This window comes from Mesorhizobium sp. M1322 (assembly GCF_040318085.1).
In the GTDB taxonomy this organism is placed as follows: Bacteria; Pseudomonadota; Alphaproteobacteria; order Rhizobiales; family Rhizobiaceae; genus Mesorhizobium.
The window spans coordinates 106,847-130,238 of the sequence record NZ_JAMYLP010000006.1 but is presented as its reverse complement, the minus strand read 5'-3'; the positions used below and the strand labels follow the sequence as shown (position 1 = coordinate 130,238).

Here is a 23,392-nt window from a genome sequence, read left to right as displayed (position 1 = left end):
TGATCTCGTTGCCGATGGTCTTTTCCATGTCAGGGATCATCGCTGCGAGCGTGTGGCCGTCATAGGGATTGCCGGGCAGCGCTTTTGCATGCAGGGCGAACTGACTGCCCTTTGAACGCTTCAGCGTGGTGGCCACCGACACCTTCACCCCGAACTCGTAGGGCGCATGCGCCTTGCCCTTACCGATGCATTCCACCTCGTGCGCATGCAGGCTGTAGATTTTGCGGCCGCGCTGGCGCTGACGCTGCTCGAGAACGGTGGAGGCCTGGTAGAGCGACCATTTGAAGAGCGCGTCCAGTTCCGCATCGCCGGCGATCTGGCGGGAGATGTCGCGGACGGTCCGGCCGAGATAGGTCTTGAGCCTGCGCAGCGCCTTGTTGGCCCGCTTGAACTGCTTGGCGTGCGCATAGCGCTGGTGCTTGATCAGCGCCAGCTTGCCGACCCGCACATAGGTCTGGCGCAGGTCGAGCCGCGTCTTCTTCGCCAGCCGCACCAGCCGTTCGCGGGCCCGGTGGATGAGCTTGGCGTCGGTCGGGAACATCACGTTCTTCGGCTGCACGGTCGTGTCCACGATCACTTGGCGCGTGTCGGTCGGCTTCATCGCCCCGGTCTTGACCGCAATGCTGAGGCTTTCCTGCAAAAGCGCGACGATCCGCTCCTCGCCCATGCGGCTGCGCCAGCGCGTCATCGACGAGCGGTCGAAGGGCAGTGCGTGGCGGAAGAACTCCTCGCCGCACAGATACTGGAAGTAGGGGTTTTCCACCCAGCGCTCGCACAGCACCTCGTCTGACAGGTTGAAGGTGTGCTTGAGGATCGCCAGCCCCGCCATCAGCCGGGTCGGCAGCGGCGGCATGCCGGGACCGTCCGAATAGACCGCACCGAAACGCTCCTCCAGCACCGGCCAGTCGATCGCCTGCGCCAGGCGCACCAGCTCGTGCTTCATGTTGATGATCTGATCGAGCCTGGAGCGGAAAAGATCCTGCTCTCCCGTCTCGCGCTTCTCGCGTGGCCTGCCCATCGCCTGGCTCCCGATTCACTGCGATGAAAGCAGTGAATCACGCTTCGCCAGGCGGCGAAATCGCAAACTGGAATTGCAAGAAAACTATCCACAAACTGGCCGTTACCTGCAATACGGAAGCCTTAAAAGGAGACTATTCCTATGCGATATCAGCGGCTTCCGTATTCTTCACGGCCGACAAATTATTGATATTGAACGACAATGGTGGGCCCGGAGGGCGTATTCAAACTATTGATTTCATTGCTTTTTTCGTGGGCCTGAATCGCAAGTCTTCCCGTATTGTCTCGTATGGTTCCGCCACCGCCATACGCTTGAAATTGGTGACACCAATGCCTTTTTCGCGGGCGGAGCAGTCATTCGATGTTGTGATCGAACGGCTACTTGGCTTGATTCGGCGGTGAGCTCAACCGGTGAACGCAAGCAGACTATACGCCTGATATTTCGGTGTCTGCTTAGAGTGCCGAACCGAAATTCCGGCAACCGCCTTCTATGACAGAACTGCGGACAGTCGTTCTGACCTCTGCTTGGTAGCAACTAGCTCAACTCATGTTAACAACGTCGATCCGCTGGCCTGGCTGGCCGACGTGCTCGCACGCATCGCCGGCATTCCGCACAGCCGCCTGCACGAACTGCTGCCGTGGGAAAGGAGAAGCCCAGCCTCGCATGCGCGGCGCTGCCGATGACAGGTTAGGTCACGCCCAGTGCCGCCACAAGCTTTTCGCGCAGTGCTACGGCCGCGGCGGTCAGGTTGTCGCTTCCGATTATATGCGCGCACGCAGACCAAAGGGCAGCAACGTGCATCGCCTGCATGCGCAGCTCGCCGCTCCGAAGGCGCAGCATTACCTCCGGCAACTCAGCGAGCACGACCTCTATGTCTTCGGAGGCGTCGAGCAATCGGTCTCCGCCTAGCACGACGTCCAGCGCGAGGTATGAGATCACGAGGTTGTTCTGGTTCGCCGGGTTTGGATATGAGACGAGGAGTCTCTTGAGCTCACCGGCACTGTACCCCGTCTCCTCGCACAACTCGCGGCGGGCGGCTGATTCAGCTGGGTCGGTCTCTCCCGCGGCATCGCTAGGCTCCACGGTGCCGCTCACCAGCCCGGTGACAACCTCCCGTCTCCCGTGCCGATACTCTCTCACGAGGACCAGCTGAAGGGTTTCGCGAGCCAACGCGACCACGTTAACCCAGTCGGGATATTCGATCACATGGTACGGGCTCACTTGAACGCCGCGGGGCGTGAGGCAGTGATCACTGCGGATGCGTAGCCACCGATCCTCATAAGTGACCGAGCTGGTGACAACCTGCCACGGCAGTATGGTGTCTAGCATCTTGCGAGTCATATTTCAGGCCCCGTAAACGGACAAATCATCCGGATACTACGCGAAAGGTAGCTGTCTTGGTGAGGACAGCGGCCTAATGCGGTCTTACGCCATTTTGAGTAGCACGATCGAGACGTTTTCGATGATTTTCACGGACGGCTTCGATGCCTTGCATGGTGAAGGCGAGACTCGGCGCCACCTCGAGTAAGGCGGCCTCCACCGGATGCGTACTTTCAGGTTGCTCCATCGGAACATAGTGCTCGCTATCAGGCACGATGATCAGCCGTTCGTTTCGCGCCGATTTCGCTTGCGTTACTGTGGTCGCCAGACCGGGGGCAACGCTCCTCGCAGTGAGTCTTGGCCGGTTCTGCGGGACGAAAGCGCGTCAGAGAAGCAGCCGCTGGTCCGTTGTCGGCAAAATGCGGATCATATCCGCAGTAGGATGGAGCTGCCTGGCCGGCGTGTCTATCTTCTGAGGCTGGCCTGTGCTGGCGGCGCGCTCGATGGCAAGCAGGGCGCGGACGTCGGCAAGTCCCTCTCCCCCATCTGGTTCAGGCGGTTGTGCATTCAGGATGCAGTCGGAGAAATACGCCGTCTGTCCGGCGAAATGGTCTGTCTGCGGGAACGTCTTTTCGGTACTGGTGTCGCTCTGCCGAAGCTTCATTCGCACGGCAGTCTCAAAACGGAAGCCCGGGTCGGCCGTTACGCTCCCCTTCGTTCCGGCCACGTGGTAAAAGTCCGAATTATCCGCGCCGAAGCTGGCTATGAACTGCGCAAGCCGGCCCTCGGGGAAGCGCAGCGTCACGGCAATGCTCTCCTCGACCTCCCCGACGACGGCGCTGCCGTTGCCGAAGCTCTTTACAGCGACTGCCTCGATCGGCTCGGCCGCAAAGATATGACGCGCGGCATTCAGGCAGTAGACGCCGATGTCCTGCAAGGGACCGCCCCAATAGCCGGCCTTGAGGCGGTGATTGTCAGGCGATGCTACGAAGGAGAAGACCGCGGCAAAAATGCGGGGATCGCCGATCTCGCCGCTGCGGATGCGCTCCAGCACCTCGACAGTACCGGGCTCGTTGTGCAGCCGATACGCGGTCATCAGGTAGGCGCCGCTCTCATTGGCGGCGGCGATCATCGCCTCACATTCTGCCTCGGTCGTGGCCAGCGGCTTCTCAACGAGCGCGTGCTTGCCGGCTCTCAGGGCTCGGATCGCATAGTCGGCATGCAAGGAGTTCGGCAATGCCACGTAGACCGCATCGGCGACGTCCGATGCGAGCATCTGGTCGTACTGCTCGTAGCTGAAGACATGTTCCACGCCGTGGAATTCGGCGAGCTTCGCGGCATTTTTGGCCGAGCCGCTGACGATCGCAGTGATCGTCGAGTTTCCGGTCTGGGACACACCGGGCATGAAGGCTTCCTGTGCAATCCAGCCCGCGCCCACAACGGCGTATCGTATCTTTCTCAATTGGTCCTCCCGAATGGGATCACTCGCGGAACTCGTCTTCAAATTGCCATGCCGTGACCAACGGAATCCTCTCTGAGGCCCTGATGGCAGCGGTCGATTTTGAGCCAGTCACGACACGGATTTGTTGTCGCTGTCAGGCGCAAAGGCGGGCGAGAGTCTCCTCTCGCCCGCCGCAGCGTTGCGCGCCTCGCCGACTTTGCGATGCAGGGGTCGGCGGGTTCGGGCGTGCAGACGTCGAGGCCGGTGTAGGTCGGGTCGGCCGGCGCCGGCTTGCCGTCCTTCATGTCCTTCAGCGCCAGCATGGTCTTGTAGCCCATTTCGAACGGCCGCTGTCCGACCTGACCGAGCGACAGGCCTTCCTTCATCTGGTCCATCTGCACCGGCAGCGTGTCGGCGACGACCAGCGCCAGCTCCTTCTTGGCGATCTTATCCTTGTGCGGCTCGACCGCAGCGCGATTGGCATCCGGTACGAATTGCGGAAAGCCGCCTGTTGGGACAAAGGCGTCGAGGTTTGGCGTCTTCGCCATGAAGTCCTGGAACTGCTGAACCGACAGAGGGAAGTCGTCGTTGGTGTAGAGCGGGCAGCCCGGTGCTTCCGTCCAGCCGTTCTGGCCGGTCAGGGCATCACCCGGCGAGGCGGCCGACTCCTTGCCGGCCAGCGTATCGCGTATACCCTTCATGCGCTCGTTGTGGTTGGCCGCCGCAGCTCCGCCCGACTGGATGCAGATGGTGCCGCCATTCGGCTTGATGCCCTGCACGATCTTGGCCAGGTTGACGCCGATCTCGTAATTGTGCGTGCCGACATAGGCGGCACGCAGGTCCTTGTTCTCCGGCAGTACGTCCGAGTCCCACGTAAGCACGGGAATGCCGGCTTCCTTGGCGGCCTCAAGCGCGACCGCCATTGCCGCGGCATTGGACGGGGCCACGGCGATGCCGTCGACCTTCTTGGCCACCAGGTCCTGCACGATCTGCACCTGCTCCTCGCCGCCGCCATGCTCGCCGGGGCCGATATACATGCATTCAAAGGCGCCGTTGGCTTCCGCTTCCGCCTTCTTGCAGCCGTCGCGGGCTTGGTCGAAGAAGGGATTGTTCATGTTTTTCGGCACAAGCGCGAAAGTGTATTTCTCCTGGGCGTAGGCCTGCCCTGCCATCAGCGCTGAAAACGCCACGGCCGTCGTCAGAATGTATCTTTTCACCTGTTCCTCCACTTTGTTTTGACGTCCACTGTTCCCGACGGCTTGCGGCCGCCAGATATCTAGCCGCGTTTCCAGGCAAACATGCTTGCCAGCATCTCCATCAGGGACTTTCCGCTGGTCTGCATGCCTAGGAGCACGGCGAGAATGATGAAGGCGCCGACGAACGCGCCCTGCCAATTGGAATCGATTCCGGCCATCAGCAGTGCGTTGCGGATGACTTCCAGGAATGCCGAGCCGATCACCGCGCCGAACGCGGTGCCGTAGCCGCCCATCAGGTTCGCACCGCCGATTACGGTGCCAGCAATGACGCGGAGTTCGTAACCGGTGCCCATCGCGTTGATGGCCGAGCCGCTGTAGCCCAGCAACAGCAGCGATGCGATCGAGGCGGTGAACGCCGAAAACACGTAGGCCTGAAACTTGACCCTATCGACCGGCACGCCGGTCAGGCGCGCGGCGTGTTCATTGCCGCCGATCGCAAAGAGGTGACGGGCCCACGCGGTGAAGATGAAGACGAAGCCGACGATGAGCGCAAGGATCACCATCACCCAGAAATGCGAGGACAGTTCCGGGATCCAATGCGGCACCCAGCCGTCCGGCGTGTGCCGCGGCCATTTGGCCTGGCCGATTGCCTTGACGATCGGCGCATCGGGTCCGAACTGGTAGAGCATCTGGTTGCCGGACAGCACGACCGCCGCCGAGCGCGCGATCGACAGCATTCCTAGCGTCACGACAAAGGACGGCATGCCGATATAGGCGACGAAGAAACCGTTGAAGGCTCCACAGGCCATGCCCGCGAGCAGACCGGCGCCAAACGCGACGTACCAAGGCTGGTGCCAAGTGAGCAGCAGGCCGGCGACGATGGCGACCAGCCCCATCACGGAGCCGACCGAGAGATCGATGCCGCCGGTGATCAGCACCACCGTCATACCCAGCCCCATAATGGCGATAGGCGCAAAATTGCGGGTAATATTGGTGGTGTTGTCGACCGTGCCGAAGCTGGGCTCCAGCCACGTCATAAACACCACCAACACGAAGAGCGCGATTCCGACCCAGAAGGCTTGGCTGGCGACCATCTTCTGGAAAGCGGTCTGCTCTCTTATTCCGACCACATCGCCGATCGACGCATGGCCTTCCTTCAGCGTGTCAGTCTGGCTATGCGTCACGGATCGCTCCCGTAATCAGGCCGGTGATTTCCTCCGGCGATGTATTCTCCGTCGCCTTGTCGGCCACTTTCGAGCCGCGTCTCAGCACAATGATGCGGTCGCAGACCGCGAACACATCGGGCATGCGATGGCTGATCAGCATCACCGACACACTTTGCGACTTGAGCCGCCGGATCAGCTCCAGCACCTCGGCTACCTGGCGGACCGAAATCGCCGCGGTCGGCTCATCCATCAACACCAGCTTGGCGTTGGAGAGCCGGGTGCGAGCAATGGCGACCGCCTGGCGCTGGCCGCCCGACATTTTTTTGACCAGATCGCGCGGCCGCGTCTCCGACTTCAGCTCCGCGAACAGTTTTGCCGAACGGTTGATCATAGCCTGCTTGTCGAGCACGCGGAACGGCCAAAACCCCTTCTTCATCTCGCGGCCGAGAAAGACATTTTGGGCGGCCGTCAGATTGTCGGCCAAGGCCAGATCCTGGTAGACGACCTCGATCCCCTCGCCCCGTGCCTCGATCGGCTTGTGGAAATGGCAGACCTTGCCGTCGACCGCTATCTCGCCGTCGGAGGGTGGGAAATTCCCCGCAATCAGCTTCACCATGGTCGACTTGCCGGCGCCGTTGTCGCCCATCAGGCCAACCACCTCGCCGGCAGCAACCGTGAAGCTGACATCCGACACGGCGCGGATCGCACCGAAGTTCTTCGAGACGCTTCGCACGTCGAGTACAGACATGCTCTCCTCCCTATGCACCATTGGCTTGAGCACTCAGCCGACGTGCTTCTCTCTTGCTGCAATCTCTATTGCAAAATATGCAAACTTGCAACGTTTATTTCAGTCGCATCGAAGGCGGCGACCAATTTCTGCCTTGCATCAGACTGTCCGCAGCCATTTGCTCTCCCGGGCCGAGGCTTGTATTGCCTCCACCAGTTCCTGAATGCGTTGGCCGGCCTGGAAGCCGAAAGGCTCGTCTTGCTTCCCGGCGATCGCATCGACGAACCGCGCCACCTCGATAGCCTTCAGATCGTTGAAGCCGAGCTGGTGGCCCGGTGCGACGCAGAACAGTCCATAGGGATCGTGATCGGGACCGGCCTCGATGCGCCGAAAGCCACGCCGGCCGCCGGGATCGGCCGTGCTGTAGAAACGCAGCTCATTGAAGCGCTCCTGGCTGAAGACGAGCGCGCCCTTGGTGCCGTAGACCTCGAAGTCGTGCTGCATCTTGCGACCTGTGGCGACCCAGCTCGCTTCGATGCTGCCTGACGCGCCGCTGGCGAAGCGAAGAAACGCGCGGCCGATATCGTCTACCTCGACGGTCCGGCGCCCGCCTCTGCTGTCTGGACGGCTCGCTATGACGGTGACGGAATCGCCTAGTACCTGTTCCACCGAGCCAAGCAGAAACTCCGCCGTGGCCAGAGCATGGCTGCCCAGATCCGCCAATGCGCCACCGCCGACAGGATCGTGCCGGAAGGTAAACGGGCATTCCGCATCCGCCATGTAGTCCTCGGCGTGAATGCCGCGATAGCTGCGGATCTCGCCCAACTCGCCTTCATGGATCATATCTCGCGCCAGCGCGAACATCGGATTGCACAGATAGTTGAAACCGACCTGCGTCTTGACGCCGGCCGCTTCCGCCGCCTCGGCCATTTGCCGGGCATCCGCCGCCAGCGGCGCCAAAGGCTTTTCGCAATAGACGTGCTTGCCAGCGGCGATTGCCGCGAGCGCCATCTCCTTGTGGAAGGCATTCGGCGCCGTGATGTCGATCATGTCGATCTCCCGGTCCTCGACCAGACGCCTCCAGTCCCCGCTCGCCCGCGCGAAACCCAAGGCCTGCGCCGCCTGCGCGGCGAGCTCTTCGGTCCTGTCCGCGACGGTGTGAAGAACCAGCTCGTAGGGCAGATCAAATACACGCTGCGCTGCGGCGAAGCCGAACACATGGGTCTTGCCCATGAAGCCGGTGCCGATCAGGCCGATTCTGAGTGTAGGTCTTTCACCGGCCATTCAACTCGGCTCCGTTCACCACCAGTGCCGAGTCAATCCGCCCGGCGAAAAAATCGAGCACGTTCTGCACCGACGAGATTGCCATGCGCTCGCCGCACTCGGCGGTGAGCCCAGCAATGTGCGGCGTCAAAATCACTTGGTCGAAGGCGAAGAGCGGATGGTCTGCGGCAGGCGGCTCATCGTCGAAGACGTCGATACCGGCCGCCGCGATGCGCCCCTCCCGGAGCGCCGCAATCAGCGCCGCCTCGTCGACGACGCCGCCTCGCGCCGTGTTGACGAGAACAGCAGTCGGCTTCATCGCCGAGAGTTCCACGGGGCCGATCACCGGGCACTGGGCCTTGGGTACGTTGACGGAGATCGCATCAGCCCAGGCGAGACCCGCTTGCAAGTCGCGCACCAGCGCGACCGGCCCCTCCGGCCAGCCTTGCCTCTCAAGGAATGGATCATAGGCGCGCACGTCCATGCCGAATGCCGCCGCCATGCGCGCCAAGTGGCGCCCGATCCGGCCGAACCCGAGGATCAGCAGTCGCTTGCCCGCGACTTCGCTTGCCTCCAGCCGGTTGCGCCAACCCCATTCGTTGTCGCGGACCGAACGATCGGCGCGGATCAGCCGCTTGGTTGCCGCCAAAAGAAGCATCATGGCGTGCTCGGCCACCGACACCGTGTTCACATCGCCGACGATCGCGAGAGCGATCCCGCGCCGATTGAGGGAGGGCAGATCCACAGCGTCGTAGCCGACGCCATGGCGCGAGACGATCTTCAACCTCTCGGCGCGTGCGACGGTCGGAGCCGACAAGGGCTGGGTGCGAATGACGAGGCCATCGGCCTTGCCGATCAGGGGTGCATAGCTTGGTTCGGAGACATCTTCGACATATTCGTAGGTGACGCCGGGCGATGCATCGAGAAGTTCGATGCCGCTCGGATGAAGCTTTCCGGCTACCAGCACGTGGGGCATCAATAGCCTCCCTTGCCGGCTGCGGCCGGGACGGCTTTCGCACCCGTCAACTCGCGAAAGCGGGCAACGCTCGCCTGAGCCGCCGCAGCGAGCAGGCGGGAGTCGCCCGAGACCGTCGTCATGTCGAAGCCCCATTCGACGGCGCGTGCGGCGTAGTCGGCCGTGCCGCAATGCAGTGCGGCGCGCTTGCCGTGTTTCTTGCAGGCAGCGACGATCGTTTGCAGCGCCTCGATCATTTCCGGTTCCTCGCGGTCGAAGGCTGGTGCGAGGCGTCCCTGGTGCAAGCTGAACGTCAGGTCCGCGGGACCAACATAGATGCCGTCGAGCCCCGGTGTCGCGGCGATCGCATCGAGATTGCGCATGGCCTCGGCGGTCTCGACCATGGCGAAGGCCAGGATCTCGTCATTGGCCTCGGCGGCGTAGTTGGCGCCCGCCGAAAAGTTGGCGCGCGTCGGGCCGAAGCTCCGCTGCCCGGCCGGCGGATAGCGCAGGCAGCTGACGAACTGAGCCGCCTGTTCCGGCGCGTTGACCATCGGGCAGATGACGCCGTAGGCGCCGGCGTCCAGCACCTTCATGATGATGCCCGGCTCCAGCCACGGCACGCGCGCCATCGGCACCACGCCCGAAGCACGCATCGCCTGGAACATCGGCAGCAGCATCGAATAGTCGAGCGCACCATGCTGGACGTCGATGCTGACGCTGTCATAACCCTGCGCGGCCATGATTTCGGCGGTGAATGTATTGCCGATGGAGAGCCAGCCATTGATCGTGGGCCGGCCTTCGGCCCAGATTTGCTTGAGCTTGTTCTTGATCAAGGCGGCCTCCTCAGAGCACGATCTGCGCAAGCTTGGTGTCGAGGTAGTCGCCGATCCCCTCGCTGCCGCCCTCGCGACCCATTCCGGAATAGTTCGTGCCGCCGAACGGGGCTTCCGATGCGGCGAGAGCGAAGCTGTTGATGCCCACCATGCCTGCCTTCAGTTCAGCAACGGCGCGGCGCGCCCGTTTCGGGCTTGACGTGAAGGCGTATGCCGACAATCCCATCGGCGACGCGTTTGCACGCTCCAGCACCTCATCGTCCGAGGAAAATCGGGTGATCGCGGCAATCGGGCCGAAATTCTCCTCGGCAAACACCCGCATGTCGTCGGTCACATCGGTCAGGACCGTGGGCTCATGAAAATGGCCGGCATTGAACGCCGCGGCGCGATGCCCACCAGCGACGAGCTTGGCACCTGCTTTCACGGCGTCGGACACGATGTCTTCGATCTCGGAAAGCCGGCCGGCATTGATGAGCGGCCCCATCTGCACGGATGGGTCGAGGCCGTCGCCGAGCTTAAGTGCGTTTGCGCGCTGCATGAAACCCTCGACGAAGGCGTCGTGCAGGCTTTCGTGGACGAAGAAGCGATCCGGCGTGACGCAGACCTGGCCGGAATTGGCGTATTTGGTCGGGACGGAAACGCTGAGCGCGGCGTCCAGGTCGGCGTCGTCGAAGACAATCAGCGGCGCGTTACCGCCAAGCTCCATCGACACCTTCTTCACGGTGTCGGCGGCATCGCGGATCATCTGCTGGCCGACACGCGTCGAGCCGGTGAGGGAGATCTTGCGCACCGCCGGCGAAGCCATAATCGGCGCATAGGTCGTGCTCGTGGGTCCAACGACCAGGCTGACGGTGCCGCCAGGAAGATTGCCGGCGCGGATGCAATCGACCATCAGCATCGCCGTCCCAGGCGTCTGACTTGACGGCCGGACGATGGTCGAGCAGCCGGCGCCAAGCGCCGGTGCCACCTTGCGGGCGACCAGTGCCGCCGGGAAGTTCCAGGCGGTGAATGCGGCTGCGATCCCGACAGGCTCGTGCAGAACTTCGAAACGACCGCCGGGCACGCGCGATTCGATGACACGTCCGTAGATCCGGCGGGCCTCCTCGGCATACCAGCGGAACTGGTCGACCGCGAGCCCCCATTCGCGCTCGGATTGGGCAATGGGTTTGCCAGTCTCGCTGGAGATCATCTGCGCGGCTTCGTCCTTGCGGCGGATCATCTCGTCCGCAATCGCATGCAGGGCGGACGCGCGCTCAAAACCACCCTTAGATTTCCAGGCGGAAAACCCGCGGGCGGCGCTATCCAGCGCTTCTTCCGTGTCGGCGCGGGTGGCGACCGGAGCTTCGCCCAGCGGCTTCTCCGTCGCCGGACTCATGACGGGTGCGGCTCCACCGTCAGACGCCTTGCGCCACTTCCCGTCGATGAAGAGTCCGTAGTTCGCGTACATGGCTTATCCGATCTCGCTGACCTTCACGGAGCGACCTTCGACCGCCGATTTCATCGCCGCCTCAGCCAGGATCAGGGCGCGGCGCCCGTCCTCAAAACCGACCAGCGGTGGCTCGCCCTTCTCGACGCAGGTGACGAAGGCGTCGATCTCGGCGTCGAACGCCTCGCGGTAGCGCTCGATGAAAAAATCCAGGTAGGGCGCGGCGGCTTCGGTTTGCGCGGCCGAGTAGCGGCGCAGCTCGTGAGGCTTCCGGTTGCCGCTGATCACCATGCCGGTGGTTCCCAGCAACTCGACGCGCTGGTCGTAGCCATAAGTGGAGGTTCGGGAGTTGTTGATGTGGCACTGCTTGCCGCTTTTGGTCCGCATCACGACCATGACGCTGTCGTAGTCGTTCAGCTCCGCCATCATGGCCGGGTCGATCAGCCGGCCGCCAATGGCGAACACCTCCTCCGGCTCCTCACCCAGCATGAAGCGGGCGAGGTCGAAGTCGTGGATCGTCATGTCGCGGAAAAGCCCGCCGGCGACCTCATAGTACGAGCGCGGCGGCATGCCGGGATCACGCGAGGTGATGATGACCTGGTGCAGGTCGCCGATCTCGCCGGATCGTGCGGCGTTCCAGGCAGCGCGGTGACCGGGGTCGAAACGCCGGTTGAAGCCGATCTGGACCGGCACGTCCTTGGACAAAATTGCTTCGGCGCAGCGGTTTACCCGCTCCAAGCTCAGGTCGATCGGCTTCTCGCAGAGCACGGGCTTGCCAGCGGCTACAGCCTTTTCGATGTAATCGGCATGCGTGTCGGTCACCGTCGCGACAAGGACCGAATCTACATCCGCCGAGGCAAATACCTCGTCGGCCGATCCCGAGGCGCGAACGCCGTGTCGCGCCGCGACAGTCTCCGCGGACGATTTGTCGATGTCATAGACGGTAGCCAGTTGCGCACGAGGATGCGCGGCAATGTTTGCCGCATGCATCCTGCCAATCCGACCACAGCCGAGCACAGCAATCCTGAGCAAGAAATCCTCCCGGTTTCGAATTTTTGCAATGATCGTTGCAATCATGTTGATTTGTCAATGGGCATTCCGTATAGATTTGGAAAGACCGCCATTAGGGAGGAGACAAGATGACCAGGGCCGTCCGTCTGACCATGGCGCAGGCGCTCGTGCGCTATCTGTGCAACCAGTTCACGACCATCGACGGAGAAAAAGTTCCGCTCTTTCCCGGCGTCTTCGCAATCTTCGGGCACGGCAACGTGACTTGCCTTTCCGAAGCGCTCGAGGGTGTGAAGGACGTGCTACCTACCTGGCGTGGTCAGAACGAGCAGTCGATGGCGCTCGCCGCAATCGGCTTTGCAAAGTCAAAGCGCCGGCGCCAGATCATGGTTGCGGCCACCTCGATCGGACCCGGCGCACTGAACATGGTGACGGCAGCGGGTGTCGCCCATTCGAACCGGCTGCCGGTGCTGCTGCTCTCCGGCGACACCTTCGTCAATCGCAGGCCCGATCCGGTGATGCAGCAGGTCGAGCACTTCGGCGACCCGACCATCAACGTCAATGACGCCTTTAAGGCGGTCACGCGCTACTGGGACCGCATAGTCCATCCCGAGCAGATCATTTCGTCGCTACCGCAGGCGGTTGCGGTGCTGCTTGATCCGGCCGATTGCGGGCCGGCCTTCATTGCTTTGCCGCAGGATGTGCAGGAAATCGCCTGGGATTATCCCGAAGCCTTCTTCGAGCCCACGGTCCACGCAATTCCCCGCCCCCGGCCGGATCGTGCCCGCCTCGAAGAGGCGGTGCGGCTTCTCAAGACGGCCAAGCGCCCCTTGATCATTTCCGGCGGCGGCGTGCGTTACTCCGGTGCCGAGGCCGCCCTTGCGAAATTCGCCGAGGCGCGCGGCCTACCGCTCGCTGAAACCATCGCCGGCAAAGGCACCGTCACGCACGACCATCCCGCGCATGTCGGCCCGATCGGCATCGTCGGCTCGACCTCGGCCAACGCGCTTGCCGCGGAAGCCGACGTGATCATCGCCGTCGGCACACGGCTCATGGACTTCACCACCGGCTCCTGGAGCGCGTTCGCGGCCGATGCGAAATTCGTCTCGATCAACGCAGCACGGTGGGACGCCACCAAACATCGGGCGCTCGCCGTCGTCGGCGACGCCCTGGAGACGGTGAACGAACTCGAAGCCGCCCTCGGCGACTGGAAGGCGGAAAAAACCTGGACCGACAAGGGCAAGGGCGAATTCGCCAAGTGGAACACGTTGCTCGACGGTTTCCAGAAGCCGACCAACGACCCGGTTCCGTCCTACGCACAGGTGGTCGGCGTGGTTAACGCGAAAGCCGGCGAACGCGACCTGCTTATCACCGCGGCCGGCGGACTTCCCGGTGAGGTGATGAAGAACTGGCGGGTGAAGGAGCCGAATACCTTCGACTGCGAGTTCGGCTTCTCGTGCATGGGTTATGAAATCTCTGCCGGCTGGGGGGCGGCCATGGCCGACCCCACCCGCACGCCGATCGTCATGATCGGCGACGGCACCTACATGATGATGAACTCCGACATCTATTCCTCGGTGCTCGCCGGCCACAAGATGATCCTCGTCGTCTGCGATAATGGCGGCTATGCGGTGATCAACCGGCTGCAGAACGCCAAAGGCGGCGCCTCCTTCAACAACCTGATCAAGGACTGCCGGGTCAAGGAGCCCTTCTCGGTCGACTTCGCCAAGCACGCGGAGGCCATGGGGGCGCTGACGCGGCGTGTCGAAAGCCTTGCCGATCTCGGCCAGGCGATCGAATGGGCGAAGACCACCGACCGCACCACGGTAATCACCATCGTTTCCGACGCCTTCACCTGGACGCCCGGCGACGCATGGTGGGACGTCGGCGTACCGCAGGTCAGCGAGCGGGCCGAGGTTCGCGAGGCCCATCCCGTGCAAGCCGAAGGCCGCAAACGGCAGCGCGTAGGTGTCTAAGTTTACCGGGCGCCCCTTGGGGCGTCCTCTGCCGGAACGATGCGACACTCCCTGAGCATTGTTCCGGCAGTTTTTTTGTGGCGCAAGCAGTCGTCGGCGGCAGCTGGAATGATGATGGAGATGAAGATGAGAGCCAAGCTTGGCATCGCCCCGATCGCCTGGTGGAACGATGACCTCCCCGAATTGAGCGACGACGTTTCGCTGGAGGAGTGTCTGCGGCAGGCCCGTGAGGCCGGCTTCACTGGCATGGAGACTGGCCGCCGCTTCCCGATGGACGCGGCCGTGCTTGAGCCCATTTTGAGGCAGCACGGGATAACCGTCTGCGGCGGCTGGTTCTCCGGTCGCTTGCTGGTTGGCGACATCGATGAAGAGAAGGACCGCATCGCCGCGCAGATGGAGCTGTTCAAAACGACCAGCGCGCCCTGCATCGTCTATGGCGAGACGTGCCGCACCATCCAGGGCGACCGCGGAACGCCGCTCGCCATGCGCCCGCGTCTCGACGAGCAACAGATCAAAGCCTATGGCCGCAAGCTCACCGCTTTCGGCGAATGGTGCGCCGACCACGGCATGCCGATTTCCTACCACCACCACATGGCCGCGCCGATCGAAAGCGAAGAGGACGTCGATCTGCTGATGAAGCATTCCGGCGAAGGTCTGCCCCTGCTCTACGATGCCGGCCACATGGCCTTTGCCGGTGGCGACGTGCTGCGGGTAATCGACAAGCACCACGCCCGCATTTCGCATGTCCACACTAAGGACATCCGTCAGGCGGTCGTGGACGGGCTCGACCGCAGCCGGGAGAGTTTCCTCGATGCGGTGGTCAAGGGAGCCTTCACCGTGCCCGGTGACGGCTCGCTCGAATTCGAGGCGATCGTCAAGCGCTTGGCGAGCCACGGCTACGAAGGCTGGTTCGTCGTTGAAGCTGAACAGGACCCCATCAAAAGTCCACCGCTCGAAATGGCGAAGATCGGACACAAGGAATTGCTGCGTGTGATGGCCGCGGCTGGCTACACGGTGGAGGGCTGAACACATGAACCGGATGGATGGAAAGGTCTGTGTCGTCACCGGCTCGACGCAGGGGTTGGGAGCGGCAATCGCGCGCCGACTAGCGGAAGCCGGCGCTGCCGGTCTCGTCACGCTCGGCCGCAATGGGACGAAGGGCCGTGCCGTGGCCGAAGCGATCACGCGCGACACCGGCGTGCCTGTCCATTTTGTCGAGGCCGATCTCGGCAAAGTCGAGGATTGCCGACACGCAATGGCGGAGGCCGAGTGCGTTTATGGCAAGATACATGTGCTGGTGAACGCCGGGGCGCGCACGGACCGTGGAACCATCCTCGATACCTCGCCCGAACTCTTCGACGCCCTGTTCGCCGTCAATGTGCGCGGACCCTACTTCCTGATGCAGGAGGCCATCCGCCGCATGATCCGCGACGGTATTGAAGGCGCCATCTGCAACATCGGCTCGATCTCCGAACATGCCGGCCAGCCATTCATAAACGTCTATTGCGCCACCAAGGGCGCGCTGGCGACGCTGACCCGAAACACTGCCTTTTCCGTCATGAAGAACCGCATCCGGATTAACCAGCTGGATGTCGGCTGGATGGCGTCCGATCACGAGCGGGAGTTGCAGGAAACTGAAACAGGCGACGCCAATTGGGAAGCGAAAGCCGTTGCAAACCTGCCCTTCGGGCGCCTGATCGACCCCCGCGAGGTCGCGCGGGCGGTAACCTTCCTCGTTTCGGACGATGCCGGGCTCATGACAGGTTCGGTGGTGGATTACGACCAAACAGTCCTTGGTGCCGCATCCGGCCCCATGGCCGTGCCTGAAAGGGCGATGGCGTTCTAACCTTCCGACACTGATTGAGAATCGCCGGCCGGCGGATCGCTGTGCTGCCCCAGCTTTCGCGGTTTGCAGTCCCTACCGCTCGGTAACCGTTGGAATGCGGGGATTGACCGCGTTGTTCTGAAGCCTGGCCGCCAAGGCCACGGTCAAAGCCTGGGCAAGACACATGGGAGCCGCCAGCGAGCGCGAGAAAGTGTATTCGTGCTCCGGTACGGCGAAGAGAACGCGCGCGCTCTTGGCCAACGGAGACAGCGTGCTGTCCGAGATCGCCACAATGGGTACACCTCTCCTCGCGGCTTCTTCCACAACATTGACGACCTCGTTCGCATAAAAGCGGAACGACACCGCAAACAGCAGATCCGTCTTGCGCATTGCGCGGGCCATATGCGTGGCCAGTCCGCCGCCCGGATCCAGGAGCACGCAGCGCTTACCTAGCATGGTCAAAATATAGCGAAGGAGTTCGACCACCGGTGCCGAGCGAAGTTGTCCCATTAGATAGACGACGTCGGCCTTCTCGAGCAGGGCAACGGCTTCGGCCAGATCCCCGGGTTGAATATCGGTCAGCATCGCTTTCAGGGACGTGATGTCACGGACGACCAGGTCGTGCATGAATCCCATCTCGCTGCGATCCGTCCGCTCCCCCAGTTCCTTCTCCAAAGCCTTGACGCGGGCTTCGAAGCCGGGAGCCGCGGTGGACAATCGTTTCTGGAAGAGGCTCTGCAGATCCTTGAACCCCTCATACCCGAGTGCTTGGGCAAAGCGGACGAAGCTGGATGCGTGAACGCCGCTGCCTTCCCCGATCGAGTTCACTGATCGCACGGCGACGTCATTCGGATTTTGGGTGAGGTACAACGCAATCTTCTGGTACGACTTGCTCATCCCCTCATACCGGTCGTGAATCACGCGGATGAGATCCTCATAGTCCTTGGGAGCCTCGACCTTCTGTTCCACAATGCACATCCTCGCAATTTTTATTGCATGATGGCGTCTTTGAAGGCTTTTGACCAGCAGAGAGTTGTCGCCTTCGTACTGCGCACAGTTCAGCTTCGCGGTTCGCTAGTTTTCGCCGCGCAGCAAATCTGTAGCAGCGAATGCGATGCGGTGGCCGGACCCGTCGCGGCTCTGGCAAGCGCCATCGGCAAACGGCGCCTCAAGACACCCATAGGCCGCTGACCGCAGAAACGAGAGAGAGGGAAACTGCCCCATCCATCATTGGGTGGACTGTCAGATATTCGGTGCTGTTCTGTTCGGCGGACACAGAGGGTTCGAGTCCACGTTATGGGCAAGCAGGAAAAAATAGAATAGAATCAAATATGTAACTGTATGTTTTGGTGGGCCCGGAGGGTATTCAGAAAGCCATAAAAATCAATTGGTAAGAGATCAGTGGGACTTCAGAGCATTCAAATCTTTTCCAATATTTTTCAATGTTGTTGTCCCACTCAGAAGTGCCTCAGTCCACCAAGCCGACGCACTGAACGCCTCACTCGGAAGGGAGGTTTGCGCAAGGTGAAAGGAAGATCGCGTCGGTGTGCAGCCTTCCTGAGAAAGGTCGCGGTAGAGCCAACTGCTGACGCTCAGCGCGAAGACATCAATGTCCTGTTATGGGGCCGTCAGAGGACCGGCCGCTTCTCGCGCCCAGAAAGCGATAGCAGACATGCAATAGGTGGTACAAAAGTCTCTAGTGTGACCCTTTCGAGACATTTGCGTGCGGCATTTGCGTCTCGAAAGCGGTTCTTCAGTGCTACCAGCACCAACGACCGTCTGCGGTCGTTCAGAACACGGGTTACCGTCTCTAAACCGGATATTGGACCGGGCAGCCGCCGGAAATTGATCGAATGGAGGTGATCGCCTGTCAGGAGCGTTCAAAAACGACCTACGACCGCGATCTTCATCGCGGCCGTTTTCATGGTGTCATTCCCGGCTATGCTGACAAGTTCTTTATGATCGGCAGCTTGCGGATCGTCTTGCCCGTCGCCGCCCGTAGCGCGTTGGCGACGGCCGGGCCGATCGGCGGCACACCGGGCTCGCCAACGCCCGTGGGCGGCTCGTCGGAGGGCATAATGTGCACCTCGACGCGCGGCATCTGCTCGATCCTGAGCGGCGTATAGGTGTCGTAGTTCTCTTGGTCTATGACACCGCCCGTCAGGGTCAGCTCCTCCTGGAGGATCGCGCCTAGCCCGAAGCCGATACCGCCCTCCATCTGAGCGCGGATCTGGTCAGGATTTATCGCGGTGCCGCAATCTACCGCGCAGACGACGCGGTCGACTTTGAAATCATTTGCATCGTTGAAGGTGATCTCCACCACCTCGGCGACATAGGTCGAGAGGCTTTCATGCAGGGCCACGCCGCGGAAACGGCCTTCCGGCAGAGGCTTGTCCCAGCCTGCCTTCTCAGCAGCCAATTTCAGCACGCCGGCATGCCGTGGATGGTGACCGAGCATCGACAAGCGGAAATCGACCGGATCACGGTTCGCAGCGGCGGCGAGCTCATCAATCAGGGTTTCCATTGCGTAAGCGGTGTGGGTGGAGCCTACCGAACGCCACCACAGCACTGGGATGTTCACGTCCGTCGTGGTCAGCTCGACCTTCAGGTTCGGGATCGCATAGGGCAGGTTGGTGGCGCCCTCCACGGAGGTCGGATCGATGCCGTTCTCGATCATCGCCGCAAAGGTCGAACCGCCCGCGATCGATTGGCCCACGATGTGGTCATGGAGAGCGACGACATTGCCTTCCTTGTCGAGCCCCGCCTTGACTGCGTGCACATAGACCGGCCGGTACCGCCCACCCCGCATGTCGTTCTCGCGGGTCCACTGCACCTTCACTGGCTTGCCGGGTCCCAGTGCACGCGCTGTGGAAACAGCTTCGATAATGAGATCTGCGTCCGAGACCGCTCGGCGGCCGAAGCTGCCGCCGGTCTTCATCACGTGCAGCCTCACCTTGTCCGGCGTGGTGCCGCCTACTTGAGCGGCAGCCGCCTGATAAAGATCGGGCATCTGGTGTCCGCCCCAGACGTCGATGGTGCCGTCTTCGTTGATTCGGGCGGCCGCGTTGAGTGGCTCGATCGAAGCATGGACAAGATAGGGGAATTCGTAGTGCCCTTGGATGACTTTCTCAGCACTGGCCAACGCTGCGGGAGTGTTACCGTCGTCGCGCGCGGTGGCCGCGCCCGGATCGTCTGCTGCCTTAGTGTATTCGGCCATGATCTCGGCCGTGCCGCGCCTTTCGGCCTTCTCTTCGTTCCAGGTCACCTCCACGAGATCGCGGCCCTTGAGCGCCGTCCACATGTCCCTGCCGACCACGGCAATGCCGCGCGGCGTCTGGACGACATCGACAATGCCGTCGAGTGCCTTGGCCTTGGAGGCGTCGAAGCTCTCGATCTCAGCGCCGAACTTCGGCGGATGGATCATAACGGCCGTATTGAGTCCATCTATCTTGAGGTCGATCGTGTAGGTCTGCGCGCCATTGGTCTTGCCGGCGGAATCGTAGCGCTTGAGGCTGTCCGATCCGATCTGGGCCCACTTGTCGCGCGGCTTTAGCGGCACGTCGTCGGGAACCGGCATTCCCGCTGCGGCTTTAGCCAGGTCACCGAAGCGCGCCTGCATCCCTGAGGCGTGCGACACGACCCCGGAAGCGACTGTGATCTCGCCGGCTGGCACGTCCCACCGCTGCGCCGCGGCCGCCACCAGCATGGCCCGTGCGGCAGCACCCGCCTTGCGGTAGCGCTCCCACGACGAGCTCATCGACGTGGAGCCACCGGTTCCCTGCGCGGCCCCGCCCCAGGCGAGATTGCCGTAGAGCGCGGTATTGCCATATCCGCCGACCACGTGGACCTGCGCCCAGGCGCCGTCGAGCTCTTCCATAACCAGGGTGGCGATGCCGAAATAGGAGCCTTGTCCCATCTCGAACTGCGACGAGTGGATGACGATTCGGTTCTCCGGTGTGATCTCGACATAGGTCTGGAAGGGGTTCGCCTGGACCGCTGCAGGCGTCGTTTGTGCGTTGGCGGGCGCGGCCATCATTAGCCGGTAGCCCACGGCGAAGCCCGCGGTGGTGACGGCCGTGCCGAGGAGGAACTGGCGCCGCGTGGGCCCCACGGCATTATGCTTCGGGAGAAACTGCAACATGCCTCAAGTCTCCAGCCGGTTGGCGGTCTCGTGGATGGCCGCGCGGATGCGATGATAGGTGGCGCAGCGGCAGAGATTGCCGCTCATCGCCGAATCAATATCATCGTCCGTCGGCTTCGGCGTCTCTGTCAGGAGGGCCACGGCCGACATGATCTGGCCAGACTGGCAATAGCCGCATTGAGGTACGTCGAACTCGGCCCACACGGCCTGGACCGTTTCGCCGATCTTGCCCGACACGCCCTCAATGGTGGTGATCGAGGCTCCTTCGATGTCGCCGACTGCGGTCTGGCACGAGCGCGTCGGCATGCCGTTAACGTGAACCGTGCAAGCGCCGCACTGGGCAAGGCCGCAACCGAATTTCGTTCCTGTGAGTCCGATGCCGTCACGGATCGCCCAGAGCAGCGGCATCTCTGGATCGACGTCGAGTGTTCGCGCCTCGCCATTGAGGGTAAAAGCGACCATGGCTTGCTCTCCTTGTCCTGAGCTGGCTATCTCGTTGCGCCTCCGCCCGGCTAGGAACCGGACTCTTCTTGCTGAGGCATAGCGACCACAGACTAGGATCGCGCAGCTCGAGCAACAAGCCGCTAGCTGGCAATCGCGAGATCGTGAAGTGGCTCGTGTCGAAAGGCTGGAGGCAACTGAATGTCATTTTTGGGCCCACCGGCCGGTCAGTTTCCGGCTCGATGACCTGGTTGGCAGTCATTCCGCTTCTAAGCCTAAACCCCAGACATGAACTGTAGCAGCATCATAAAAGACGACATCAAGCGGCGATTTTTCGTTGCGCTGCACCGCTAGCTCGTTCGCGTGGTTCATGATCCGCTGGTTATCCGCGGATGCTGGTTCACCATAGGTGCCAGAAACTTGCCACGCGCTATGCGGTTAAGGATGTGGTCGTCATTCGTAGCGAGCGAATGGCCGAAAATGAAGAAGCAATGGCTGGCGGTCTTCCCATTCGCGGTGAACTGCTTGAAGCCTTGGTACAGGTAGGCATTGTGACGGATCTTCGCCTTCTTCTGGGCGCTGGTGGGCTGATGAAGGGCGGCTTAGGGTCATGATTCCCGCTGCAATGACCGATGAGTCACAGACGCTGCATTTCGCGCTAGACCGCAACTGCGGTATTCTCGATCATACGCTCAGCCATCCTATTCGCACCTCGTTGCCGCCGTTCGCCGCACCTATCGATCGGAGGCCTTCCAGCCTCGCGATAGCCGCGCTATGTGGCTGCACACAACCTGACGACGAACAGGAGCAAGATTGGACATAGAAGCCAGCACAAGATCGCCCTCCCCCTGTCCTTGCTCGTTTTCATGCGAAAACAATCGAACTGAGTGCTGCGGGGATAGCGAGGTCGATTTGGCCCACTTCAGAGCGAAGTCGGCCATAAGCCATTGATATAATTTTGGTGGGCCCTGAGGGTGCTTGGAAAGTCAGAAATATCAAAGGCTATTCGACAGTGGGACTGTGTTGCGTTACTATGCTCTCCGGTCTTTTCCGGTTGATTTGTCCCACCCCTGATGCCGATTGCGGTCATTCGCCGCTGCCTTGGTCAATTCCCGATTCCACAAGCATCCGGTCCTGAGTGGGCAGACGGGCTTCCTAGTGGTAATTAGTCAGCGACACGTTGACCGTTCTCGTCACGCGGGTGAAATCTACGTTCGACCATATACGTCGTCGAAGCGAACGATATCATCCTCGCCGAGATAATCGCCGCTCTGCACTTCAATGATCACCAGGTCAATTCTGCCTGGGTTCTCCAGCCGATGCTTATGGCCGCAGGGGATGTAGGCTGATTCGTTTGTCGCCAGGAACAACTCCTGCTCGCCATTGACGATTTTCGCGGAGCCGCTGACCACGACCCAGTGCTCCGAACGATGATAGTGCATCTGCAGGCTCAGCCGCCGACCGGGCTTCACCTCGATGCGTTTGATCTTGAAGCGCTCGCCTTCCTCAAGAACCGTGTAGGTACCCCACGGCCGGTGTACCGTGCTATGGACCAGGTGAGCTTCATGTCCTGAAGCCTTGAGGCCCTCGAACAGCTTCTTGACGTCCTGAACGCGGTCGCGGGATGCGACAAGCAAAGCGTCCGGGGAATCGACGATCACCAGATCGCTGACGCCGACCGTGCCGATGACGCGCTTGTCGGAGCTCACATAGCTGCCGGTCGTGTCGACCATATGCACATCGCCGCGTATCCTGTTCCCGCTTTCGTCGGGGGCGATCAAATCGGCCATTGCGTTCCAGGATCCGATGTCGTTCCAATCCATGTCGCAGGCAACCACGGCAAGTTTGTTCGTCTTCTCCATGACAGCGTAGTCGAGCGAGATTCGCGGGGCGGAGCCGAAATGCTCAGGCGCGAGTTCGATCTTGGCAAAGCCTTCGCCTTGACTGAAGCGGCCGTTCTCGTAGCTGTCGGAGACGGCCTGGATCACCGCGGGGCAATGCGATGCCATCTCGTCGAGCATGGTTTGTGCGCTAAAGCAGAAAATGCCGGCGTTCCAAAAGAAGCGCTTGGACGCGACATAGGCTTTGGCTGTGTCCAGATCCGGTTTTTCAACGAAACGGACGACTTTCTCACCATCCGCTTCGATATAGCCGAATGCCGTGTCCGGTCTGGTTGGGGTGATGCCCAATGTGGCGATCCGCCCGAGCTTCGCATGTTCGATGGCCCGGCACATGACGTCTAAAAATGCAGGCAGGTTGCCAACCATGTGATCGGCTGGGAAGACGCATAGAATCGCGTCAGGGCCTTGCGTCGCCTTGGCATGGATGGCGGCTGCCGCAACGGCTGCGGCCGTATCCCGGCCTTCAGGCTCGAGCAGAAAGGTGCGTGGCAGGACCACGGACTCTAGTTCGTCGAAGTCGTCCTTGGTAAGGAAGAGGTGTTCCCCAGATGTCACGGCGACGAGTTCCACTACGCCCTTTATCGAACCGGCGCGCAACACAGTGTGCTGCATCAGTGAATGCCCGTCTGCCACTTTGAGGAAAGGTTTAGGGTGCGATTGCCTTGAGGCGGGCCATAGCCGCGATCCGGCTCCGCCGCTGATGATGACGGGAACCACTTTCATATAACAACCTCGATTTCGTCTCTGGAGTG

20 protein-coding genes and 1 pseudogene are annotated in these 23,392 nt (G+C 61.7%); 5 read left to right on the top strand and 16 right to left on the bottom strand.

Translation table 11 applies throughout. From position 1 onward, the window contains the following. On the bottom strand, positions 1-1,018 hold a 1,018-nt coding region (locus NKH12_RS04345; RefSeq protein ID WP_352951988.1), incomplete at its 3' end, for an IS5 family transposase. A gap of 23 nt (positions 1,019-1,041) precedes the next feature. Between NKH12_RS04345 and NKH12_RS04340 the strand changes: the two genes are divergently transcribed. Then, on the top strand, positions 1,042-1,419 hold the full coding sequence (locus NKH12_RS04340; protein WP_352951987.1) for a hypothetical protein: 378 nt from the start codon (positions 1,042-1,044) through the stop codon (positions 1,417-1,419). A 147-nt stretch (positions 1,420-1,566) separates the two neighbouring features. Beyond that, positions 1,567-1,701 (top strand): annotated as a pseudogene (locus tag NKH12_RS04335) (transposase domain-containing protein); the annotation flags it as partial. Between the two features lie 4 nt (positions 1,702-1,705). Here the strand turns inward: NKH12_RS04335 and NKH12_RS04330 are convergent. The 10 genes from NKH12_RS04330 to iolG all read right to left on the bottom strand — a co-directional run bounded on the left by NKH12_RS04330 (position 1,706) and on the right by iolG (position 12,380). After that, positions 1,706-2,347, bottom strand: a complete 642-nt coding sequence (locus tag NKH12_RS04330) for an NUDIX hydrolase (protein ID WP_502910752.1) — start codon at positions 2,345-2,347, stop codon at positions 1,706-1,708. Between the two features lie 376 nt (positions 2,348-2,723). After that, entirely contained in the window at positions 2,724-3,800 is a 1,077-nt protein-coding gene (locus tag NKH12_RS04325; RefSeq protein WP_352951985.1) for a Gfo/Idh/MocA family protein, read from the bottom strand. Positions 3,801-3,838: 38 nt separating this feature from the next. Beyond that, positions 3,839-4,996, bottom strand: coding sequence for a substrate-binding domain-containing protein (locus NKH12_RS04320; RefSeq protein ID WP_352951984.1), 1,158 nt, complete (start codon positions 4,994-4,996; stop codon positions 3,839-3,841). Between the two features lie 59 nt (positions 4,997-5,055). Continuing rightward, positions 5,056-6,159, bottom strand: coding sequence for an ABC transporter permease (locus tag NKH12_RS04315; RefSeq protein ID WP_502910751.1), 1,104 nt, complete (start codon positions 6,157-6,159; stop codon positions 5,056-5,058). Further along, positions 6,149-6,889, bottom strand: coding sequence for an ATP-binding cassette domain-containing protein (locus tag NKH12_RS04310; RefSeq protein WP_352951983.1), 741 nt, complete (start codon positions 6,887-6,889; stop codon positions 6,149-6,151). The genes NKH12_RS04315 and NKH12_RS04310 overlap by 11 nt, the downstream gene beginning before the upstream one ends. A gap of 138 nt (positions 6,890-7,027) precedes the next feature. Continuing rightward, entirely contained in the window at positions 7,028-8,152 is a 1,125-nt protein-coding gene (locus tag NKH12_RS04305; protein WP_352951982.1) for a Gfo/Idh/MocA family protein, read from the bottom strand. Beyond that, positions 8,142-9,107, bottom strand: coding sequence for a hydroxyacid dehydrogenase (locus tag NKH12_RS04300; protein ID WP_352951981.1), 966 nt, complete (start codon positions 9,105-9,107; stop codon positions 8,142-8,144). Before NKH12_RS04300 ends, NKH12_RS04305 begins: the two co-directional genes overlap by 11 nt. Beyond that, positions 9,107-9,922 (bottom strand): HpcH/HpaI aldolase family protein, encoded by an 816-nt coding sequence (locus NKH12_RS04295; protein WP_352951980.1) that lies wholly within the window; start codon positions 9,920-9,922, stop codon positions 9,107-9,109. The genes NKH12_RS04300 and NKH12_RS04295 overlap by 1 nt, the downstream gene beginning before the upstream one ends. 10 nt (positions 9,923-9,932) lie before the next feature. Next, positions 9,933-11,369: an NAD-dependent succinate-semialdehyde dehydrogenase gene (locus NKH12_RS04290; RefSeq protein ID WP_352951979.1), complete on the bottom strand. Its 1,437-nt coding sequence runs from the start codon at positions 11,367-11,369 to the stop codon at positions 9,933-9,935. A 3-nt stretch (positions 11,370-11,372) separates the two neighbouring features. Next, the gene (iolG, locus tag NKH12_RS04285) at positions 11,373-12,380 is read right to left on the bottom strand and encodes an inositol 2-dehydrogenase (protein WP_352951978.1); all 1,008 of its coding nucleotides are present in this window, start codon (positions 12,378-12,380) and stop codon (positions 11,373-11,375) included. A 107-nt stretch (positions 12,381-12,487) separates the two neighbouring features. Here iolG and iolD point away from each other — a divergent pair, with 107 nt between their 5' ends. The 3 genes from iolD (at position 12,488) to NKH12_RS04270 (ending at position 16,178) form a co-directional block, all read left to right on the top strand. After that, entirely contained in the window at positions 12,488-14,332 is a 1,845-nt protein-coding gene (iolD, locus tag NKH12_RS04280; RefSeq protein WP_352951977.1) for a 3D-(3,5/4)-trihydroxycyclohexane-1,2-dione acylhydrolase (decyclizing), read from the top strand. A 126-nt stretch (positions 14,333-14,458) separates the two neighbouring features. Then, positions 14,459-15,358: a myo-inosose-2 dehydratase gene (gene iolE / locus NKH12_RS04275; RefSeq protein ID WP_352951976.1), complete on the top strand. Its 900-nt coding sequence runs from the start codon at positions 14,459-14,461 to the stop codon at positions 15,356-15,358. Positions 15,359-15,362: 4 nt separating this feature from the next. After that, positions 15,363-16,178 carry an SDR family oxidoreductase gene (locus tag NKH12_RS04270; RefSeq protein WP_352951975.1) on the top strand — a complete coding sequence of 272 codons (816 nt, stop codon included), beginning with the start codon at positions 15,363-15,365 and terminating at the stop codon, positions 16,176-16,178. A gap of 72 nt (positions 16,179-16,250) precedes the next feature. On the opposite strand, the gene NKH12_RS04265 is transcribed toward NKH12_RS04270, so the two are convergent. The 5 genes from NKH12_RS04265 to NKH12_RS04245 form a co-directional block, all read right to left on the bottom strand. Continuing rightward, positions 16,251-17,126 (bottom strand): MurR/RpiR family transcriptional regulator, encoded by an 876-nt coding sequence (locus tag NKH12_RS04265; RefSeq protein ID WP_352951974.1) that lies wholly within the window; start codon positions 17,124-17,126, stop codon positions 16,251-16,253. A 970-nt stretch (positions 17,127-18,096) separates the two neighbouring features. Further along, positions 18,097-20,298 carry a xanthine dehydrogenase family protein molybdopterin-binding subunit gene (locus NKH12_RS04260; RefSeq protein WP_352951973.1) on the bottom strand — a complete coding sequence of 734 codons (2,202 nt, stop codon included), beginning with the start codon at positions 20,296-20,298 and terminating at the stop codon, positions 18,097-18,099. A gap of 3 nt (positions 20,299-20,301) precedes the next feature. Beyond that, positions 20,302-20,760, bottom strand: a complete 459-nt coding sequence (locus tag NKH12_RS04255; RefSeq protein ID WP_352467057.1) for a (2Fe-2S)-binding protein — start codon at positions 20,758-20,760, stop codon at positions 20,302-20,304. Positions 20,761-21,107: 347 nt separating this feature from the next. Then, the gene (locus NKH12_RS04250) at positions 21,108-21,281 is read right to left on the bottom strand and encodes a hypothetical protein (protein WP_352474479.1); all 174 of its coding nucleotides are present in this window, start codon (positions 21,279-21,281) and stop codon (positions 21,108-21,110) included. Between the two features lie 666 nt (positions 21,282-21,947). Next, positions 21,948-23,363 carry a mannose-1-phosphate guanylyltransferase/mannose-6-phosphate isomerase gene (locus NKH12_RS04245; RefSeq protein ID WP_031212902.1) on the bottom strand — a complete coding sequence of 472 codons (1,416 nt, stop codon included), beginning with the start codon at positions 23,361-23,363 and terminating at the stop codon, positions 21,948-21,950. Positions 23,364-23,392 lie beyond the last annotated feature (29 nt).

What these genes read in the sequence shown, in the direction of transcription:
- NKH12_RS04340 (WP_352951987.1), top strand. Translation starts at nt 1,042, where the DNA reads ATGAAAGCAGTGAATCACGCTTCGCCAGGCGGCGAAATCGCAAACTGG.
- NKH12_RS04330 (WP_502910752.1), bottom strand. Translation starts at nt 2,347, where the DNA reads ATGCTAGACACCATACTGCCGTGGCAGGTTGTCACCAGCTCGGTCACT.
- NKH12_RS04310 (WP_352951983.1), bottom strand. Translation starts at nt 6,889, where the DNA reads ATGTCTGTACTCGACGTGCGAAGCGTCTCGAAGAACTTCGGTGCGATC.
- NKH12_RS04305 (WP_352951982.1), bottom strand. Translation starts at nt 8,152, where the DNA reads ATGGCCGGTGAAAGACCTACACTCAGAATCGGCCTGATCGGCACCGGC.
- NKH12_RS04300 (WP_352951981.1), bottom strand. Translation starts at nt 9,107, where the DNA reads ATGCCCCACGTGCTGGTAGCCGGAAAGCTTCATCCGAGCGGCATCGAA.
- NKH12_RS04290 (WP_352951979.1), bottom strand. Translation starts at nt 11,369, where the DNA reads ATGTACGCGAACTACGGACTCTTCATCGACGGGAAGTGGCGCAAGGCG.
- iolD (WP_352951977.1), top strand. Translation starts at nt 12,488, where the DNA reads ATGACCAGGGCCGTCCGTCTGACCATGGCGCAGGCGCTCGTGCGCTAT.
- iolE (WP_352951976.1), top strand. Translation starts at nt 14,459, where the DNA reads ATGAGAGCCAAGCTTGGCATCGCCCCGATCGCCTGGTGGAACGATGAC.
- NKH12_RS04270 (WP_352951975.1), top strand. Translation starts at nt 15,363, where the DNA reads ATGAACCGGATGGATGGAAAGGTCTGTGTCGTCACCGGCTCGACGCAG.
- NKH12_RS04260 (WP_352951973.1), bottom strand. Translation starts at nt 20,298, where the DNA reads ATGTTGCAGTTTCTCCCGAAGCATAATGCCGTGGGGCCCACGCGGCGC.
- NKH12_RS04255 (WP_352467057.1), bottom strand. Translation starts at nt 20,760, where the DNA reads ATGGTCGCTTTTACCCTCAATGGCGAGGCGCGAACACTCGACGTCGAT.
- NKH12_RS04245 (WP_031212902.1), bottom strand. Translation starts at nt 23,363, where the DNA reads ATGAAAGTGGTTCCCGTCATCATCAGCGGCGGAGCCGGATCGCGGCTA.